Source organism: Roseovarius sp. A-2, assembly GCF_002072155.1.
Lineage (GTDB): Bacteria > Pseudomonadota > Alphaproteobacteria > Rhodobacterales > Rhodobacteraceae > Roseovarius.
This window is the reverse complement of sequence record NZ_BDIY01000002.1, coordinates 353,349-371,309: the sequence shown is the minus strand read 5'-3', so window position 1 is coordinate 371,309 and position 17,961 is coordinate 353,349. Positions and strand designations below refer to the sequence as shown.

At 63.8% G+C, this 17,961-nt stretch carries 17 protein-coding genes; 6 read left to right on the top strand and 11 right to left on the bottom strand.

Going from position 1 to position 17,961, the window contains the following annotated elements; all coding sequences use genetic code 11:
• Positions 1–24 precede the first annotated feature (24 nt).
• On the top strand, positions 25–1,080 hold the full coding sequence (locus tag BHD06_RS05140) for a glycosyltransferase family 4 protein (RefSeq protein ID WP_080455908.1): 1,056 nt from the start codon (positions 25–27) through the stop codon (positions 1,078–1,080).
• Here BHD06_RS05140 and BHD06_RS05135 read toward each other — a convergent pair.
• The gene (locus tag BHD06_RS05135; protein WP_080455907.1) at positions 1,074–1,328 is read right to left on the bottom strand and encodes a Txe/YoeB family addiction module toxin; all 255 of its coding nucleotides are present in this window, start codon (positions 1,326–1,328) and stop codon (positions 1,074–1,076) included. The two genes, BHD06_RS05140 and BHD06_RS05135, sit on opposite strands and share 7 nt — an antisense overlap.
• Positions 1,325–1,597, bottom strand: a complete 273-nt coding sequence (locus tag BHD06_RS05130) for a type II toxin-antitoxin system Phd/YefM family antitoxin (protein ID WP_080455906.1) — start codon at positions 1,595–1,597, stop codon at positions 1,325–1,327. The genes BHD06_RS05135 and BHD06_RS05130 overlap by 4 nt, the downstream gene beginning before the upstream one ends.
• A gap of 17 nt (positions 1,598–1,614) precedes the next feature.
• On the opposite strand from BHD06_RS05130, the gene BHD06_RS05125 reads away from it, so the two are divergent.
• Positions 1,615–1,893, top strand: coding sequence for a hypothetical protein (locus tag BHD06_RS05125; protein WP_139784635.1), 279 nt, complete (start codon positions 1,615–1,617; stop codon positions 1,891–1,893).
• Between the two features lie 146 nt (positions 1,894–2,039).
• Here BHD06_RS05125 and rpoD read toward each other — a convergent pair whose 3' ends face one another.
• From rpoD to BHD06_RS05085, 8 genes are all read right to left on the bottom strand, one after another.
• Positions 2,040–4,028, bottom strand: a complete 1,989-nt coding sequence (rpoD, locus tag BHD06_RS05120) for an RNA polymerase sigma factor RpoD (protein WP_080455904.1) — start codon at positions 4,026–4,028, stop codon at positions 2,040–2,042.
• A gap of 120 nt (positions 4,029–4,148) precedes the next feature.
• Positions 4,149–6,113 (bottom strand): DNA primase, encoded by a 1,965-nt coding sequence (gene dnaG, locus BHD06_RS05115; protein WP_080455903.1) that lies wholly within the window; start codon positions 6,111–6,113, stop codon positions 4,149–4,151.
• 39 nt (positions 6,114–6,152) lie between these two features.
• Positions 6,153–6,440 carry a DNA primase gene (locus BHD06_RS05110; protein ID WP_080455902.1) on the bottom strand — a complete coding sequence of 96 codons (288 nt, stop codon included), beginning with the start codon at positions 6,438–6,440 and terminating at the stop codon, positions 6,153–6,155.
• Positions 6,441–6,500: 60 nt separating this feature from the next.
• Positions 6,501–7,058, bottom strand: coding sequence for a sarcosine oxidase subunit gamma (locus BHD06_RS05105; RefSeq protein WP_080455968.1), 558 nt, complete (start codon positions 7,056–7,058; stop codon positions 6,501–6,503).
• The gene (locus BHD06_RS05100) at positions 7,051–9,981 is read right to left on the bottom strand and encodes a sarcosine oxidase subunit alpha family protein (RefSeq protein WP_080455901.1); all 2,931 of its coding nucleotides are present in this window, start codon (positions 9,979–9,981) and stop codon (positions 7,051–7,053) included. Before BHD06_RS05100 ends, BHD06_RS05105 begins: the two co-directional genes overlap by 8 nt.
• Complete coding sequence (locus BHD06_RS05095; protein ID WP_080455900.1) at positions 9,978–10,235, bottom strand: sarcosine oxidase subunit delta; 258 nt, start codon at positions 10,233–10,235, stop codon at positions 9,978–9,980. Before BHD06_RS05095 ends, BHD06_RS05100 begins: the two co-directional genes overlap by 4 nt.
• Before the next feature lie 57 nt (positions 10,236–10,292).
• Complete coding sequence (locus BHD06_RS05090) at positions 10,293–11,546, bottom strand: sarcosine oxidase subunit beta family protein (RefSeq protein ID WP_080455967.1); 1,254 nt, start codon at positions 11,544–11,546, stop codon at positions 10,293–10,295.
• 132 nt (positions 11,547–11,678) lie between these two features.
• A complete protein-coding gene (locus BHD06_RS05085) occupies positions 11,679–13,109 on the bottom strand; it encodes a Glu/Leu/Phe/Val dehydrogenase (RefSeq protein WP_080455899.1) in 1,431 nt (476 codons plus the stop codon).
• Between the two features lie 380 nt (positions 13,110–13,489).
• Here BHD06_RS05085 and BHD06_RS05080 point away from each other — a divergent pair, with 380 nt between their 5' ends.
• Genes BHD06_RS05080 through BHD06_RS05070 form a run of 3 tightly spaced genes read left to right on the top strand, consistent with a single transcriptional unit; the run spans position 13,490 to position 16,354 of the window.
• A complete protein-coding gene (locus BHD06_RS05080) occupies positions 13,490–15,217 on the top strand; it encodes a Tad domain-containing protein (protein ID WP_080455898.1) in 1,728 nt (575 codons plus the stop codon).
• Positions 15,214–15,750, top strand: a complete 537-nt coding sequence (locus BHD06_RS05075; protein ID WP_080455897.1) for a TadE/TadG family type IV pilus assembly protein — start codon at positions 15,214–15,216, stop codon at positions 15,748–15,750. The genes BHD06_RS05080 and BHD06_RS05075 overlap by 4 nt, the downstream gene beginning before the upstream one ends.
• Position 15,751: 1 nt before the next feature.
• Positions 15,752–16,354: a TadE/TadG family type IV pilus assembly protein gene (locus tag BHD06_RS05070; RefSeq protein ID WP_254892316.1), complete on the top strand. Its 603-nt coding sequence runs from the start codon at positions 15,752–15,754 to the stop codon at positions 16,352–16,354.
• Between the two features lie 49 nt (positions 16,355–16,403).
• Here BHD06_RS05070 and BHD06_RS05065 read toward each other — a convergent pair whose 3' ends face one another.
• Positions 16,404–16,883 (bottom strand): hypothetical protein, encoded by a 480-nt coding sequence (locus BHD06_RS05065; protein ID WP_080455895.1) that lies wholly within the window; start codon positions 16,881–16,883, stop codon positions 16,404–16,406.
• A gap of 155 nt (positions 16,884–17,038) precedes the next feature.
• Here BHD06_RS05065 and BHD06_RS05060 point away from each other — a divergent pair, with 155 nt between their 5' ends.
• Positions 17,039–17,950 (top strand): pirin family protein, encoded by a 912-nt coding sequence (locus tag BHD06_RS05060; RefSeq protein ID WP_080455894.1) that lies wholly within the window; start codon positions 17,039–17,041, stop codon positions 17,948–17,950.
• The last annotated feature ends 11 nt before the right edge of the window (positions 17,951–17,961 follow it).

Sequence of the window (17,961 nt, the reverse complement as noted above, 5' to 3'; positions counted from 1 at the left end):
TCAAATACTCAAATCCCACACCAGATGCCCGAGCTGATCGTCACCAGTTTCAACCGCAACTTCACCGGCGTCTCGGCCACGGCGGCAGGGGTGATCCGCGTGCAGCAGGGCCAGTACGACCTCCGCCTGAGCGATGTGCCCCTGCCCAGCTGCCCGGCCCCGATATCGCGCGCCGAGGCGCGGCACCTGTCGCGCAGCCCGGCACCGGGCCGCCCCTTCACCATCTGGCACGTGCGCCGCAACAGCGAGATGCGCGCCGCCCTCTGGGCACGCGACGTGTTGCGCCTGCCGATTCGCATCGTCTTCACCTCCGCCGCGCAGCGCCGCCATTCGGCCTTGCCCCGCTGGCTGATATCCCGGATGGACGCGGTAATCGCCACCACCCAAGCCGCCGCCGCACATGTGCCGCATGTCCGCGCAGTGATACCACATGGCGTGGACTGCGCGCGCTTTGCACCGGCCATAAACCGCGCCGCCGCGTGGGAGGCCTCGGGCTATCCCGGCACGCGCGGCATCGCCACCATCGGGCGCATCCGCCCCGAAAAGGGCACTGACCGCTTTGTCGCGGCGATGCTGCGCCTGCTGCCCGACCATCCCGGCACCACCGCCCTCGTGATCGGTCGTGCGGGGTCCTCCCACCGGGGATTTCTCGACAGGCTCAAGAGACAAACAGCCGAGGCGGGCCTCTCCGACCGCCTCCTCTTTCCCGGTGAGATTGCCCCCGATGCGCTGCCCGCCCTCCTGCGCGCGCTCACACTGGTGGTGCAACTGCCGCGCTACGAAGGCTACGGCATGACCGCGCTTGAGGCGATGGCCTCGGGGGTGCCCTTCGTCGCCAGCGATACCGGGCATTTTCGGGAATTTGCGCGCGGGGATCGTGCGGGCTGCATCACCGCCGACCCAGAGACCACGCTCGCGACGCTGCTGCGCGACCCCGACAGGCTATCGGCCATGTCACTGACCGCACGCGCAACCGCGCACGCGCATTTCGACGTGACGCAGGAGGCGCAGGCGATCGGCCGTGTCTACGAGGCGCTTTGGACGCGGGCGCCGCCCGACAAGACCCAAGCGCGTCAGTAATGATACCGGCACTGCACGATCACCAGCGTCTCCTGCGTCACGCGGTAAACCAAACGATGCTCACGGTCTATCCGTCGTGACCAATAGCCCGCGAGATCCCCGCGCAACGGCTCTGGCTTGCCCGTGCCCTCGAAGGGATGGCGCAGACATTCCTTTATCAGCCTGTTGATTTTGCGTGCAATTTTTGGGTCTGTCCGCTGCCAGTACAGATACTGATCCCACGCCTCGGGATCAAAGGTGAGGGTCATTCTCCCTCCATCGCCTCGAGATCGGCCAGCGTGCGGGAGATGCCCTCCCCGCGCTCTACCCGCGCGATGGCATCACGTAACGCATGCGCATTGGCGGGCGAGGCCAGCAGATAGGCCGTCTCGTCCATCGCCTGATAATCCTCAAGCGAGATCATCACCACCGGCTTGCCCTTGGCACGGGTGACGATGACCGGCTCATGATCGTCGTTCACCCGATCCATCATCGCCGAGAGATTCTTGCGCAGGTCTGTGGAGGTGGTGTGTTTCATCGCACGGAATGTACGTCATGGCGTACGGGAAATCAATAGCGCCGTTTGCGTGCAGTGCTCACACACTCAATTACGGCATCTACATCGTGGAGATTCCGGATATCGATGATCAGATGTTCATCCTGCCGATCTTGGATGAGTGGAATTCGCTCGGCGATTTCTTCAGGCCGCAACAAACCACGCGCAAAACAAGGTGGACGAAACCACCAACGCATGTGGTCCCTTGCTCCTTTGAAGGCAAACTCGGCATCTCTGTACGGTTTTCCATTAGGGTCAAAAAGAAGGTGCGCGGCTGAAAAATTCCCTCTCGAAAGAAAACGAAACGCTAGTCCTTGTTCGCTATAAAGGCGATGCAAGAGTTCGAAGAACGCCAGCTTAACATCATCGGTTTGAAGCCGTTCGAAAATCCTCAAAAGGTGCGCCGTATCGCGTAAAGCCCCGCTCACTGATCTAGGAAACTCCGCAGCTTCCGGCTCCGCGAGGGATGCTTCAGCTTGCGCAGCGCCTTGGCCTCGATCTGACGGATACGCTCGCGGGTGACACTGAACTGTTGCCCCACCTCTTCCAGCGTGTGATCGGTGTTCATCCCGATGCCGAAGCGCATCCGCAGCACCCGCTCTTCACGCGGCGTGAGCGAGGACAGCACCCGCGTGGTCGTTTCTTTCAGGTTATCCTGAATGGCGCTGTCCAGCGGCAGAATAACGTTCTTGTCCTCGATGAAATCGCCAAGCTGGCTGTCTTCCTCGTCGCCGATGGGCGTCTCCAGGGAAATCGGCTCCTTGGCGATCTTCATCACCTTGCGGACCTTTTCAAGCGGCATTTGCAGCTTCTCGGCCAGTTCTTCCGGCGTTGGCTCGCGACCGATCTCGTGAAGCATCTGGCGCCCGGTGCGCACCAGCTTGTTGATCGTCTCGATCATATGCACCGGAATGCGGATGGTGCGCGCCTGATCGGCGATGCTGCGGGTGATCGCCTGTCGGATCCACCACGTCGCATAGGTGCTGAACTTGTAGCCCCGGCGATACTCGAACTTGTCCACAGCCTTCATCAGGCCGATATTGCCTTCCTGAATGAGATCAAGAAATTGCAGGCCCCGATTGGTGTATTTCTTGGCAATCGAGATGACCAGACGCAGGTTTGCCTCGACCATTTCCTTCTTGGCCTGACGCGCCTCTTTCTCGCCCTTCTGAACCTGCCCGACGATGCGGCGGAATTCAGAGATATCGAGGCCGACATACTGTCCGACCTGTGCCATATCGGCGCGCAGTTCGGCCACCTTTTCGGGCTGACGCTCCATAAACATCTGCCAGCCGCGCCCCGGCTTGGCCGCCATGTCGTCGAGCCAGTTCGGGTCAAGCTCGCGCCCGCGATATTCCTCGACGAATTCCCTGCGGTTGATCCGCGCCTGATCGGCGAGTTTGACCATCGCCGTGTCGATCTGCATGATCCGGCGGTTGATCCCGTAGAGCTGGTCGATCAGCGCCTCGATGCGGTTGTTATGCAGGTGCAACTCGTTGACAAGCTTGACGATCTCTGAGCGCAACGTCTGATATTTCGCTTCCTGATCGGAAGAGAACGAGGCGTCTTCATTCAGCGTCGCCGAGATCCGGCTGTCCTGCATCGCGCTTAACTGCTCGAAATCCTCGGCGATGCGGTCGAGCGTTTCGAGCACGCGCGGCTTGAGCGCGGCCTCCATCGCGGCAAGGCTCATATTGGCCTGCTCGTCTTCCTCGTCGTCGTCATCCTCGCTCTGGATCGGGTTGCCATCGGCGTCGAGTTCCGGCTCGTTAGCCCCATCGGTGCGATTGGCGGGCGCGCTGGTGACATTCGCAGCCTCGACGACCGGTTCCGCCCCCTCTTCGCCCGGCTGGTTGCCGAACGTGGCCTCAAGGTCGATCACATCGCGCAGCAGGATGTCTTCGCCCAGAAGTTCGTCGCGCCAGATGGTGATCGCCTGAAAGGTCAGCGGGCTCTCGCAAAGCCCCGCAATCATCGTGTTGCGCCCGGCCTCGATGCGCTTGGCGATGGCGATCTCGCCCTCGCGGCTCAAGAGTTCGACAGAGCCCATCTCGCGCAGGTACATGCGCACCGGATCATCGGTGCGGTCGAGCTTTTCTTCCTTGCCCGAGCCAAGCGTGATCTCGCCGCGCTTGCCCACTTCGGCGACGGCGGTGGTCCGGTTCTCTTCCTCTTCGGCGTCCTCGGCCTCGATGATGTTGATGCCCATCTCCGAGAGCATCGACATCACGTCCTCGATCTGCTCCGACGACACCTGATCCGGCGGCAGAACCTCGTTTAGCTGATCGTAGGTGATGAACCCTTTCTCACGCGCCTCGGCAATCATCCTCTTGACCGCCGCCTGCGACATGTCGAGCGAAACTTCGGTCTCGGCGTCGTCGGGCTTTTGGTCCTCGGTATCCTTGGCGGCCATGAAAGACTCCTCAGTTAGGGGCGGTCCAGGTGATTCGGCTGTTCCGAATCATTAGCGCGATCATGTGATTCGCACACCCGTTTACCCCGAATTTATTGTCCATTCTTCCCAAAAATGCGGTCATCGCTTGCGTTTGGAAAAGGTTATCTTGTCCAGGAGCGCGGCAAACTGCTCTTTCTCGTCACGTTTGATCGCCGCTCCGTTCTCACCCAGCTCGTATTCGGCTCTGTCCTCCTGCTGGCTGCGCTGCGCCTTGTTGCGCGCCTCCGCCGCCTGTGCGAGCCGCCATGTTATCGCCTCATCGGCCAGTCCGGCCATGTCCTCGGCGGCCTCGTGCATCTCGGCCTGCACGCCCCGCTGCGCCATCAGCTTGGCGAGTTCCTCGCTCAGCGTCAGGCTGGCAAGCTCGGCGTCGCCCGGATACCGCACGGGTGGGGCAAGCGCGACATGGGGCAGCGACAGCAGCTTTTCAAGGGGGGCTGCACCCATCTCGCCCTCGATCTGCGCGCGCAGGGTGTCGGCCCCCGCAGGCGCGTGACGCAGGATCAGCGCGCGCAGCCACGCGTGATCCGGGTCCTGACACTCCATGCGCTCGATCTGGCTCTCGAAACTCTCCATCACCTCGGGGCAGCAGATCAGCGTCGCCAGAATCACCGCCTCGCGCAGATGCGTATCCCCCGCAGCCGTGACCAGCAGCGAGGATTTCGTGGTCGCGCGCGCGGGTTCCGGCGGGGGCCATTTACCGCCCTTGCCGCCGCGCGGGCGCGGCGCAAAGGCGCCGCCCGCGGCGCTCGCACGGCGCGGGTTGAACAGTTGCCAGCGCAGGTCCTTGAGTTCCTGCTCATAGTACCTGCGCAGCGACGGGTCGCGAATCAGTCCGGTTTTCTCGCGGCAAACGTGCTCCAGCGCCGCCTTGCGCTCGGGGCTGTCGAAATCGCGCCCCTCGGTCTCGCGCTGCCACAACAGGCGCACCATTGGTAGCGCCGCATCAATCCGCGCCTGCACCGCGCCCGCGCCCTCGGCCCTGAGCAGATCATCGGGGTCCTGCCCCTCCGGCATCAGCGCAAAGCGCAGCGATTTGCCCGCCTCCAAGAGAGGCAGGGCAAGGTCGATCACCCGGTAGGCGGCCTGAAGCCCGGCCCGGTCGCCGTCGAGCATGATCACCGGCTCGGGTGCGATCCGCCACAGCAGTTGCATCTGATGTTCGGTCACCGCCGTGCCAAGCGGGGCCACCGCCGCGCCAAAGCCCGCCGCCACCAGCGCGATCACGTCCATATAGCCCTCCGCCACGATCAGCGGCTGGCCCTTGCCCGCCGCCTCTCGCGCGGGTCCGTGATTATAGAGCGTGTGCGACTTGTCGAAAATCTCGGTCTCGGGCGAGTTGAGATACTTGGCGTTGTCATTCGGGTCCATCGCCCGCCCGCCAAAGGCGATGCAGCGCCCGCGCGCATCGCGAATCGGAAACATTATCCGGTTGCGGAACGTGTCATAGGGCTTGCCACCCTTTTGGCTTTCCCGGGCCAGACCGCAGGCGAGGATCATCTCGGGCGGCACGCCCTTGCCGGTCAGGTGATCCCACAGCCCCTGCCAGCCGTCGGGGGCAAACCCAAGATCGAACCGCGCCTGCGTCGCTTCATCCAGCCTGCGCCCCTTGAGGTAGTCATGCGCCGCCGTTCCCGCACCGCTGCGCAATTGCAGGCCGAAATACTTGACCGCCTGCTCCATCACCTCGACAAGCTGCCCGCGCCGGTCGGCTTTCTTCTGCGCCTGCGGGTCGCGTTCGGGCACACTCATGCCCGCCTCGGCGGCGAGGATCTTCACCGCCTCGATGAACTCGACATTCTCGGTCTCGCGCACGAATGAAATCGCATCGCCCTTGGCGTGACAGCCAAAGCAGTAATAGAATCCCTTGCGGTCATCCACATGAAAAGACGCGGTTTTTTCCTGGTGGAACGGGCACGGTGCCCACATGTCGCCCTTGGCCTGATTGGATTTTCGGGTGTCCCACATAACCTTGCGCCCGACGACCTGAGACAGCGACAGGCGGCTTTGCAACTCATCGAGGAATCCGGGGGGCAGGCTCATACCCCTATATTGGGCGCGCGGCGCGCAGAGTCCAGTGCCCTACTGCGCCTCGCATTGGGTGACATAGCTGCCCGCCACGTCCTCGGCCAATTGCCCCTCGTCGAGCGTATAGACCCAATCCACCAACGGCTGCACGGCAGGTTCATAGGGGGCCATCTCTCCGGTCATGTCGGCGCTGATCACCTTGATCGCCTGGGGGGCCTCTTGCCCGTCCTTGCGCGCCTCGACGGCCCGCGCCACGATCTCGCCGGTGGGGGCACAGATCGGGTTCTGCGCCGTGGCGCTCAACGGCAGGGTGCTCAGGGCGGCAATCAACATCAGGCGCATGGCGGTCTCTCCTTCAACGATTGTCGCGTTCTAGGGCAAATCGCGCGCGCTGTCAGCGCCTCACACCGGGGAATTTCGCCGCGCCGCGACCCGTCGCATCGCGGTCTCCGCCTCGTGGATCAATGTCCCGGTCATCGAGCGAAACACCATGATCCGCCAGTTGTCCGCGCCCATGCGCGCAATCGCCCCGGCCATATGCGCCACCTCGGTGCGGGCGACATGGCCACGCTTGAACACCTGATCGCGCAGATCGAGCGGGCAGAGCCGCGCCAGCACTTGCGCCGCTTCCGGCCCCTCCAGCACCAGCACCGCCCAGGCGTCGCTTTGATCGACGATGGCGGCATGCGCGGCCAGCCCCGGATCAGGCTCCGGCCCGATCAAAAGCGCCATTTCGCGCCCGAACCACATCGCCCGCGCGCCCTTGCGCCCGGTCATCCGCCCGGGCTTGGGCCAGCCCATGCCATGTGCCGCCTGCATCGCCCCCGACAGCGCGGCGGCCTGCCCCTTGTAAGGCGCAAGGCTGGTCATCCGCTCTGGCGCAGCCGCGCTCAGCCGCAGCGCGCCCGCCGTCACCGGCAACCGCCCCTTGCCGGGGCTCTCGGCTTGCACCTCAACCACGCAACCGCCCTCCATCCGCATCGTATTGCACCACACCGGTCACCTCGCACAGCGTCTCGGTGCCGCGCAGGTGATCGACCATCCGCACCCGCTCGCCAATCCGCTCCGGCCCGCGCCGCAGAAACGCCTGCCCTATCACATGACCCAGCGTCGGCGAATAGCAGGCGCTGGTGATATAGCCCTGATCGTTGGCGCTCACGGTCTCGGCACTTTCATCAAACAGATGCGCGCCGGGCAACAATTCCTTGACCGCACCCACTGGTTTCAACCCCACCAGACGCTCCCGCTCCGGGTCCATCAACCCGACCCGCGACGCCGCCGGTTTGCCGACAAAATCCTTCTTGGCGCTCATCATCCCCTGCATCCCGATGTCATAGGCCGTCACCCGCCCGTGGATCTCGGCATGAGTGATAAAGCCCTTCTCGATCCGCAACACATTCAGCGCCTCCATCCCGTAGGCCCCGCCGCCCATGGCCTCGGCGCGCGCCACCAACTCGCGGAACAGCGCCGCGCCATAACGCGCGGGTACCGCGATCTCATAGGCATGCTCGCCCGAGAAGGAGATGCGGAACAACCGACCCGCAACACCGCCCACGCGCACCGGACCGCAGGCCATGAAGGGAAACCCCGCGTCGTCAATCGGCGCATCCAAGAGACCGTTGAGCAGATCACGCGCCTGCGGCCCGGCCACGGCGAACTGCGCCCACTGTTCCGTCACCGACACCATCCGGACGTCCCAACCGGGCCGCAGCACCTGCGCCACAAACTCCAGATGCCGCATCACCTGCCCCGCCGCCGCAGTGGTGGTGGTCATCAGGTAATGACGCTCCCCCAGTCGCGCACAGGTGCCGTCATCCATGACATGGCCATCCTCGCGCAGCATCAACCCGTAGCGCACGCGGCCCTCGCGCAGCGTGGAGAACATATTGGTATAGACGAAATCCAGAAACCGCGCCGCATCCGGCCCCTGAATGTCGATCTTGCCGAGGGTCGAGACATCGCAGACCCCCACGCAACCGCGCACCATCGTCACCTCGCGGTCGCAGGATTGACGCCAATGGCTCTCCCCCTTGCGCGGAAAATAGCTGGGCCGGTACCACAGCCCCGCCTCGATCATCGGCGCACCCCGCACCACGCTCTCGTCATGCGAGGTGGTCAGCCGCTCGGGCGCAAAGCCCTTGCCAATGGCCCCCGCCCCCATCGCCGCAATCGGCACCGGCACATAGGGCGGGCGAAACGTGGTGGTGCCGGTCTCGGGAATGCCGCGCCCGGTCGCATCCGCCAGCACGGCAAGCGCGTTGACGTTCGAATTCTTGCCTTGATCGGGGGCCATGCCCTGCGTCGTGTAGCGCTTCATATGCTCGACCGAGCGAAAGTTCTCCCGCGCGGAAAGCTGCACATCCTTGACCGTCACATCGTTCTGGAAATCGAGCCAGGCACGACCCTTGCCCGGCACCTGCCACAGCGGAAAGATGTCATAGGCGGCATCACCCGCCGATGGCACGCTGATCTCCGGCGCTTTCAACCCCAATTCGGCCACCACGCGCAGCCCCTCGGCCAACCCGCTTTCCAGACAGGCGCGGGTCGAAAACTCCCCCGCCGCAGCGCCCGCCGCGCGCTGCCCCGGCACCGCCCCCTCGGGCGGCAGAAAGGCCAGCCGGTCCGCGTCCCAGACCGGCCGCGCGCCCATGTGACAGGCCAGATGCACCGACGGGTTCCACCCACCCGACACCGCCAGACAGTCGGCGGCAATCCTTTCCTCTCCCTTGGTCGTGGCAATCGTCACCGCTTCCAGCCCGCGCCGCCCCGCCGTCCCGCAAACCTGCGCGCCCGCATAGAACGCCACGTCGAGATCGCAGCGCGCATAATGCCGCGAATCGACCAGCGCCGCCACATGCACCCCCGCCTTCTGCAAATCGGCCACGGTGCGATGCGCGCTGTCATTATTGCCAAAGACCACCGTGCTCTGCCCTGGCGCAACACCCCAGCGATTGAGATAGGCGCGCACCGCGCCCGCCATCATCACCCCGGGCCGGTCGTTGCCCGCGAATGCCACCGGCCGCTCCAGCGCCCCCGCCGCCAGCACCGTGCGCCGCGCCACGATCCGCCAGAACGCGCCCTTTGGCGCGTGGGCGCGATCCGCCACATCCGGGGCCAACCGTTCCAACGCCCCATACGTGCCCTGATCATAGGCCCCGGTCACGGCCATGCGCGTCATGATCCGCACGTTGGGCATCGCGGCCAACTCGGACGCGATCTCCGCCACCCACTCCACGGCAGGCACTCCGCCCACCTCCTCGCTCTCGGCCAGCAACCGCCCGCCAAGCCGCATGTCCTCTTCGGCAAGGATCACATCCGCCCCTGCCTCCGCCGCCGCGCGCGCCGCCATCAGCCCGGCAGGCCCGCCGCCAATCACCAGCAGATCGCAATGGGCAAAGGCGCGCTCATAACGGTCCTGCGCGGCCTCGCCCGACAGCGCGCCCAGCCCGGCGGCGCGACGGATCACCGGCTCATAGACCCGCTCCCAGAACGCGCGCGGCCACATGAAGGTCTTGTAATAGAACCCCGCCCCTAGAAAGGGCGCAAGAAGGTCATTCGCCGCCAGCAGATCGAAGCCCAGAGTCGGCCACCGGTTCTGACTGCGTGCCCAAAGCCCCTCATGCAACTCGACCGTGGTCGCGCGCAGGTTGGGCTCCTGCGCCGCCCCCAGCCCCAATGTCACCAGCGCATTCGGCTCCTCGCTGCCTGCGGTCATCACGCCGCGCGGGCGGTGATACTTGAACGACCGCGCCACCATCCGCACGCCATTGGCCAACAGCGCCGAGGCCAGCGTATCGCCCGCAAACCCTTCATACGCCCGCCCGTCGAAATGGAACGCAACCGGGCACGCGCGGTCGATCAGCCCCTTGCCCGCAACCCTCATGCGCCCGCCTCCGCCGCCAGCGCCACGTCCAGAACCTCATGGCTAACCGTATCGCGCGTCACGATCAGCCAGGCCCCGCAGCCCTGCTCATGCTGCCACAGATCGCGCGTCACCCCCGCCGGGTTATCGCGGTTATGCAGGTAGTCGTCCCAATCCAGCCCCCACGCGTCCCCCTCGGGCCGCGCCACTGCCGCGCCCTGATAATAGAACTCGCGACGATCCCGCTCACCGCAAACCGGACAGCCCAGTCTCATCGCACCCGCACTTTCATCGTTCCATAAGTACTCAAAATCCCGCCCTCTCTGCCTGGCTCAATGCAGGTTGTGCTGCGCGCCGGTGCCTTCCTCATCCATCAGCCCCCGACCGGTGCGAAACCGGTCCAGCCGAAACCCGGTGGCCGCCGGATGCAGTCGATCGGTGGCGATCAGATGCGCCATCGCATTCCCCGAGCCCGGCACCGCCTTGAACCCGCCATAGCACCAGCCGCAATTGAGATAGAGGCCGTCAATCCCGGCATGGTCGATCACAGGTGAGCCATCGGGCGACATGTCCATGATCCCGCCCCAGCTGCGCAGCACGCGGGCATTGCCGATCATCGGCATCAGCGTCATGCCCGCCTCCATCACATGCTCGGCCAGCGGCAGGTTTCCGCGCGCGGCGTAAGAGGCATACATGTCCAGATCGCCACCAAAAACCAGCCCGCCCTTGTCGGACTGGCTGATATAGAAATGCCCCATGCCGAAGCTGATCACATGGTCGATGCAGGGTTTCAGCCCCTCGGTGACAAAGGCCTGCAACACATGGCTCTCGATCGGCAGGCGCATCCCCGCCATCGCCGCCACCTGAGACGAGCGCCCGGCCACCACGACCGCCAGTTTCCTGGCGCGAATGGCCCCGCGCGTGGTCTGCACGCCGCGCACCCGGCCGTTTTCGATGTCGATGCCCGTGACCTCGCAATTCTGGATCAGGTCCACACCCCGGTCGCTTGCGCCGCGCGCATAGCCCCAGGCCACCGCGTCATGGCGCGCGGTGCCCGCGCGGCGCTGCAAGAGGCCGCCATAGATCGGAAACCGCGCCTGCTCGTAATCGAGATAGGGCACCATGCGTTTGAGCTCCGCCACGCTCAGCAACTCCGCGTCGTCGCCCTGATTGCGCATCGCGTTGCCGCGCCGTGCTGCGGCGTCGCGCTGCCCGTCAGAGTGAAACAGCACGATCTGCCCACGCTGGCTGTGCATGACGTTGTAATTCAGATCCTCTTCCAGCCCCTCCCACAGTTTCAGGGAATGGCTGTAGAATTCCGAATTGCCCGGCAGAAAATAATTGGCCCGCACAATGGTGGTGTTGCGGCCCACATTGCCGCCCCCCAGATAGCCCTTTTCCAGAACTGCCACATTGGTGATGCCGTGATCCCGGGCCAGGTAATACGCGGTCGACAGGCCATGCCCGCCACCGCCGATGATCACCACGTCATAGTCGGATTTGGGCGCGGCATCGCGCCAATGCGCCTGCCAGCCGGTGTTGCCGGTCAGCCCTTCCTTCAGAACCCGCAGTCCCGAAAACCGCATGCCTGCCTCCTTGCCCGTGATGTGATGCGACTGAACCAAGTCTCATCTTCAATAGCAATGGCAGAGCCAAAGCTCTGCCATCTTTCCCGCCATTTCCCGGCCCATGCGCGACCTGCGCGCCTCGGAGCCCCGTTACAGACCCATGGCGCGATAGCTGGCCGCGACCTTGGCGATAGACACAAGATACGCCGCCGTGCGCAGATCGGTCACGTCCTGCCGGTTGTGCCAGACCTCGCGCATCGCCTGGTAGGCGCTGCGCATCGTATCGTCGAGTCCCGAACGCACCAGCTCCAGCTCACCCGCACCGCGCAGGTATTGCTGCTTGAAATGTGGGCTCATCTGCCAGTTTTCGCCCAGATGCGCGTCGAGCCGCTCCAACTCGTCGACGATCAGCTGATGCCGCGCCTCTTCCTGACGCCGCCCGATCCGGCCAAAGCGGATATGGCTGAGGTTCTTGACCCATTCGAAATACGACACCGTCACACCGCCCGCATTGGCATACATGTCGGGAATGATCACGGTGCCCTTCTGGCGCAGGATATCGTCGGCCCCGGCGGTGACCGGGCCGTTCGCCGCCTCGATGATCAGCGGCGCCTTGATGCGGTCGGCATTTTCAAGGTTGATCACCCCTTCCATCGCCGCCGGGATTAGGATTTCGCACGCGTTTTCCAGCGCCTTGCTGCCATCCGCGATATAAGTGCCGTCCGGAAAGCCATCCACGCCGCCATGTCTGGCAATCCAGTTGCGCACCGCCTCCACGTCAAGGCCGCTCTCGTCGATCAGCGCACCGTCACGCTCGATGATCGCGGTGATCTTGCAGCCATCCTCCTCGCTGAGGAACTTGGCCGCGTGATAGCCCACATTGCCAAGGCCCTGCACCACCACCCGCTTGCCATCGAGCTTGCCCGACATGCCCGCCGCCGCGACATCCTCGGGGTGACGAAAGAACTCGCGCAGCGCGTATTGCACGCCGCGCCCGGTCGCCTCGGTCCGGCCCTGGATGCCGCCGCCATGAATGGGCTTGCCGGTGACGCAGGCGCGGTAGTTGATATCGGTGGTGGCCATGCGCTTGTACTGATCGGCAATCCAGGCCATCTCGCGCTCGCCGGTGCCCATGTCGGGGGCGGGCACGTTCTGGGCGGGATGGATCAGGTCACGCTTGATCAGCTCATAGGCGAAACGCCGGGTGATCATCTCCAGCTCATGCTCTTCCCATTCGCGCGGGTCGATCCGCAATCCCCCCTTGGAGCCGCCGAACGGGGCTTCGACCAGCGCGCATTTATAGGTCATCAGCGCCGCCAGCGCCTCGACCTCGTCCTGATTGACCCCCATGGCATAGCGGATGCCGCCCTTGACGGGTTCCATATGCTCGGAATGGACGCTGCGATAACCGGTGAAGGTATGGATCTGCCCGCGCAGCCGCACCCCGAACCGCACGGTATATGTGGCGTTACAGACGCGGATCTTCTCCTCCAGCCCCGGCGGCAGCTCCATCAGTGCCACGGCGCGATTGAACATCAGATCCACGCTTTCGCGGAATGTCGGCTCTCTCTTGGCGGTCATGCATTCTCTCTCCCTGTTGCGCGGCGCTCACGGGGATGGGCGCGTTCCGGTTCGCGCAGACGCCGCTGCGGCGATGGTTAAAGTCTGAGCCGCGTTTGTCCACCCCGGAACTTGCATAAGTCCGGCGGCTGCATTTTGCATCCTCCGAGGACGGGTATTGTCGCCTTCAGCAAGACGATGCACGAGAAAGGCCTATATTGTTGATTTAAATTAGTTAACCTTTGATTATTCTCCCTGTTTCGCCATAATTTCACCATAAAGCCCGGGGATAAACAGCGATGGCGTAGTGTGATCGACGCCAGGCTCGGGGGGGCGTTATCATTAAGAGGTGATCAGGAATGTGCGTTAACGAAACACCGAAGAGATCGGGGGCAATTGCCATGCTGAAGGCCGGCACCGCATTGGCCTCGCGCCCATTCCGGCAATTCCTGCATGAAGAAGACGGCACCGTAACGGCGCTCGCGTTTTTCATGGTCCTCATCATGCTGATGGTCGGTGGCTTTGCTCTCGACACCATGCACCACGAACGCGAACGTGCCAGCCTGCAAGCCACGCTCGACCGGGCGGTTCTCGCCGGGGCTTCGGCGAGCAGCGACGCCGAGGCGCGCCAGATCGTCGAGGATTATTTCGCCAAGGCGGGCAAGGCCGACTACCTTCTCGCCGAACGAGAGGGCGATATCGCCACTTCGCTCAACAGCGCCACGATCACCGCACGCGCCCAGCGAAACATCTCTACCTACCTGATGAAGCTTAGCGGCGTTGACACGCTCGGCGTTGCCGCCGCCTCCACCGCCGAGGTACGGATCCCCAATCTCGAAGGCATCCTCGTGCTCGACGTGTCGGGGTCGATGGGCAGCAATTCCAAGATCGACAACCTCAAGGTCGCCGCCAAGCAATTCGTGAGCACCGTGGTCGGCAATTCCGATCCCGGCAGCGCGGTTCTGTCGATCGTACCGTTCAGCTTTTCGGTTTCTCCGCCCGAGTCGATCTTTGAGGCGCTCGCGGTCGATGAAACGCATAACTACTCCACCTGCCTGGAGTTCAAGGACAACGATTACGATCACGCGACGCTGACCAGCGGCAGCTCGTCCCTCAGCAGCGGCATCCCGGCGCAGCAGATGGTCTATACCTCGGTCTATGGCGGGTTCGACGACCTCACCCAGAGCTGGCGGTCGTGCTACAATAACGACTACATGCGCATCCTGCCCTATTCGACCAGCGTGGCAGACCTGCATGCCAAGATCGACGCGCTGCAACCCGATGGCAACACCTCCGGCAACGAGGGCATGAACTGGGGCGCGGCCCTGCTCGACCCGACCTTTCGCGAGGTCACCGCGCACATGATCGACAACGATCGTCTCGACGATTCTCTCGCGCATGTGCCGGCGAACTACAACGATCCCGAAACCCTGAAGGTGATCATCTTCATGGGCGACGGCGCGAACACCACCTCCTATTTCTTCGATCGCAGCCCGGCGAGGTTCCGCGGTTCGAATTCCGATCTCTACGAGGTCATCTATCAGGATCGCGAGTTCAAATACGCCTATAACGTGTACAATGTCGATTGGAAGAAATACGGCTGGGACGGAGAGCGTCGATGCGACTATAGCAACTGGGAATGTGAATACGAGGAAAGCGGCCCGGAGGAATCCGTCTACTACCTCTACAGCCCGGTCTACGGTCAGTACTACAGCATCGCGGAAAACGATTGGCTATCGCCGTCGGAGTTCAACAATCTCGAAGACACCATCGAAGGCTACGTCTCCACCAACCAGCTGTCCTGGGAAACGGCTTGGGGCCTGATGTCGGTCGACTACTATTCCAGCAAAACGCAGAACTGGTCGGCATGGAACGATTACACCGGCTCCGAATATATCAACGGCAGTCAGAAGAACGTTCTGATGCAGCAGGTGTGCAAGGCGACCAAGGACGAGCATGTGGTGGTCTACACCATCGGCTTCGAGGTTTCCAGAAACGGCACCGCCGAACGCGAACTGATCAAATGCGCCACCTCGCCCTCGCATTACTACCGCGCGTCGGGCACCGATATCAGCAGCGCGTTCAGCTCGATCGCGGCGAATGTCAAGCATCTGAGGCTGACCCAATGAACCGCGCATTCAGCAAGGGAGTTCGCAGGTTCCGGCGCGACGAGTCCGGCACCGCCTCCGTGGAATTCGTCATTCTCGCACCCTTCCTGATCGGACTGATGCTGTTCTCGGTCGAACTGGGCGTGGTCACGCTGCGTGCCGCGATGCTGGAACGCGGACTTGATATCGCGGTTCGCGATATCCGGCTCGGCACCGGCAACGTGCCCGATCACGACGCGACCAAGGCCACGATCTGCGACAATGCCGCGATCATTCCCAACTGTCTCAACAAGCTGCGGCTCGAGATGCGCCCCAATAACTTGCGCGCCTACTCAGCGCTCGACCCGACGCCCGACTGCACCGACAATGAAGAGCCGACCAAGCCGTTGCGGGCCTTCATTCCAGGTGCGCAGAACGAGCTCATGGTGCTGCGCGCCTGCGTCAAGTTCCAGCCGCTCTTCCCACGGGCAATTCTGGGGGACGCATTTTCCACGGATAACAGTGGCGAGGCTGCGCTTGTCGCCTCCACCGCTTTCGTGCAGGAGCCGATCTGACATGAAACACATTTCTCAACGCATGCTTCACCCCCTCGGATGGCTGCGCCGGTTCCTGCGCGACCCGCGCGGAACGGTCGCCGTCGAGACGGTCATCATCGCGCCCTTCATGATCATGGGCCTCGTTTACGCATACGAATATTTCGACATGTCTCGCGCCCAAAGCGTGCGCGACAAGGCCACCTATACCATGGCCGACATCCTCTCGCGTGAGACGGCCGTCGTCGATGACACCTATATCGACAATGCCAAACGGCTGTTTGACTCGATGACCGATAACCAGAGCCCCAACGACCTTCGGATCACGGTCGTGCGCTATCACCTCGACGAGGACAACGGGACCGACGAGTTCGAGCTGCGCTGGTCCGAAACCCGAGGCAGTGGCGGCCTGCTTCCGCTAACCGCCGACGATGTACGCGAGGCACATGACGTGTTTCCGGTCATGGTCAACGGGCAGGATCTGATCTTCGTCGAGAATTTCGCGACCTACCAGCCGGTTGTCACGAATGGTATAACCGAAAACGTGCCGATCAATACGCGGATGTTCATGACCCTGCGATTCGCCTCGCAGCTCTGTTTCGTCGGCGTCTGCACGCCGGGCTGACGTTCGACCCGTGCGGCTTTGGCGCGGTGGCACATGCCGGCAGGCCGGATCAGTCGACACCACGCAGGTTGATCCGGTCCTGCAAGATCTCTGCCATCACCTTGGCCGGTGTCGCCGGCGTCACGCCACCGACCCCCACGCGCCGCCCGATTCGCCACCAGAGCCCCGGCTCCCAGGCGAACGGCGCAGCGCGGCTCATCTTGATCATGAAGCCGTTCGAGGGCTTGAACGCGAAGGCCCCCCGCGCCACTCCGATGATGTCGTCCATCGGGGCCACCACCCGCCCGTCGCTGCAACGCAGACCGGCGGGCGACAGCTCCAGCCGCAGCGTCGTCGCACGCCACATCCGCAGCGCCAGCCACAGCGCGAGCGTGCCGAACCCCACCATGAACACCTGCCAGCCCAGGCCCGGCGATTGCACCAGCGCGAGATAGAGCAGGATCAGGCCGAGCATCGCCACAGACCCCACGCCGATCACCCGTCGCCCCGACGAGGCGGCGAGCACCACCTCCACATCTTCATCCAGCATCGCGCATCTCCCTTTGCCCCGGGCGTTTACCCCGGTTGACCGAACTTGGCGAGAGGCATCGTCAAAAACGCACAGTGCCCCTTTGCCTGCGAACAGACCGTCCCCTGCCCCCGCGCGGCGAGCATGCCTATCTAGACGGTGAAAGGAGACCGCTCATGTCGATCAGACCCGTTCTCGAAACCCGCCTCGCGCAGCCCACGATGGAGGGTGCCGGCGTGCACCTGCACCGTGCCTTCGGCTTTCACGACCCGGCGGAGCTTGACCCGTTCCTGCTGTTCGACGATTTCCGCAATGACGATCCGGCGCGCTATGCCAAGGGTTTCCCCTGGCATCCGCATCGCGGCATCGAGACGATCACCTATGTGCTCGAAGGCGACGTCGCGCATGGCGACAGCCTCGGCAACACGGGCACGCTTGGCGCGGGCGATGTGCAGTGGATGACCGCCGGGTCGGGCATCCTGCATCAGGAAATGCCGCGCGGCAATGCTGCCGGACAGATGCACGGGTTCCAGCTCTGGGCCAACCTGCCCGCCTCGCTCAAGATGACCGCGCCTCGCTATCAGGATGTGAAATCCCCCGACATCCCCGAGATCATCGACGATGACGGCACCCGCGTGCGGGTGATCGTGGGCGAGTTCTGGGGCAGGCGCGGCCCGGTGGATGGCATCGCCGCTGATCCGCAATATCTCGATATCTCGGTGCCGCCGGGGGTGCGAAAGACCTTTCGGATCGATACCTACCGGCGCAGCTTTGCCTATGTCTTCGCCGGGTCGGGGGCCTTTGCCGATGCCTCGCAACCAACCGGCGTGCTGCTGGAAAAGGAACTGGCGGGCCGCGAACTGCACCTGCGCGACCCGTCGGGCGACCGCACGCTGGTGCGCTTCGGCACCGGCGACGAGATTACCGTGCAGGCGGGCGAAAACGGCCTGCGCTTTCTTCTGATCTCGGGCGCGCCGCTACAAGAGCCGGTGGCCTGGCACGGCCCGATCGTGATGAACACGCAGGCCGAGTTGCGGCAGGCGATGCGCGAGTTGCGCGACGGCAGTTTCATCAAGCAGGCGGGGTGACGCGCGGACAT

Bases quoted from the DNA above. Each gene is read 5' to 3' on its own strand.
- BHD06_RS05130 (WP_080455906.1), bottom strand. From the start codon at position 1,597: ATGAAACACACCACCTCCACAGACCTGCGCAAGAATCTCTCGGCGATG.
- BHD06_RS05090 (WP_080455967.1), bottom strand. From the start codon at position 11,546: ATGCGGTTTTCGGGACTGCGGGTTCTGAAGGAAGGGCTGACCGGCAAC.
- BHD06_RS05095 (WP_080455900.1), bottom strand. From the start codon at position 10,235: ATGAGACTGGGCTGTCCGGTTTGCGGTGAGCGGGATCGTCGCGAGTTC.
- BHD06_RS05075 (WP_080455897.1), top strand. From the start codon at position 15,214: ATGAACCGCGCATTCAGCAAGGGAGTTCGCAGGTTCCGGCGCGACGAG.
- BHD06_RS05085 (WP_080455899.1), bottom strand. From the start codon at position 13,109: ATGACCGCCAAGAGAGAGCCGACATTCCGCGAAAGCGTGGATCTGATG.
- BHD06_RS05065 (WP_080455895.1), bottom strand. From the start codon at position 16,883: ATGCTGGATGAAGATGTGGAGGTGGTGCTCGCCGCCTCGTCGGGGCGA.
- BHD06_RS05100 (WP_080455901.1), bottom strand. From the start codon at position 9,981: ATGAGGGTTGCGGGCAAGGGGCTGATCGACCGCGCGTGCCCGGTTGCG.
- BHD06_RS05060 (WP_080455894.1), top strand. From the start codon at position 17,039: ATGTCGATCAGACCCGTTCTCGAAACCCGCCTCGCGCAGCCCACGATG.
- rpoD (WP_080455904.1), bottom strand. From the start codon at position 4,028: ATGGCCGCCAAGGATACCGAGGACCAAAAGCCCGACGACGCCGAGACC.
- BHD06_RS05080 (WP_080455898.1), top strand. From the start codon at position 13,490: ATGCTGAAGGCCGGCACCGCATTGGCCTCGCGCCCATTCCGGCAATTC.
- BHD06_RS05125 (WP_139784635.1), top strand. From the start codon at position 1,615: ATGGCGTACGGGAAATCAATAGCGCCGTTTGCGTGCAGTGCTCACACA.
- dnaG (WP_080455903.1), bottom strand. From the start codon at position 6,113: ATGAGCCTGCCCCCCGGATTCCTCGATGAGTTGCAAAGCCGCCTGTCG.
- BHD06_RS05135 (WP_080455907.1), bottom strand. From the start codon at position 1,328: ATGACCCTCACCTTTGATCCCGAGGCGTGGGATCAGTATCTGTACTGG.
- BHD06_RS05110 (WP_080455902.1), bottom strand. From the start codon at position 6,440: ATGCGCCTGATGTTGATTGCCGCCCTGAGCACCCTGCCGTTGAGCGCC.
- BHD06_RS05070 (WP_254892316.1), top strand. From the start codon at position 15,752: ATGAAACACATTTCTCAACGCATGCTTCACCCCCTCGGATGGCTGCGC.
- BHD06_RS05140 (WP_080455908.1), top strand. From the start codon at position 25: ATGCCCGAGCTGATCGTCACCAGTTTCAACCGCAACTTCACCGGCGTC.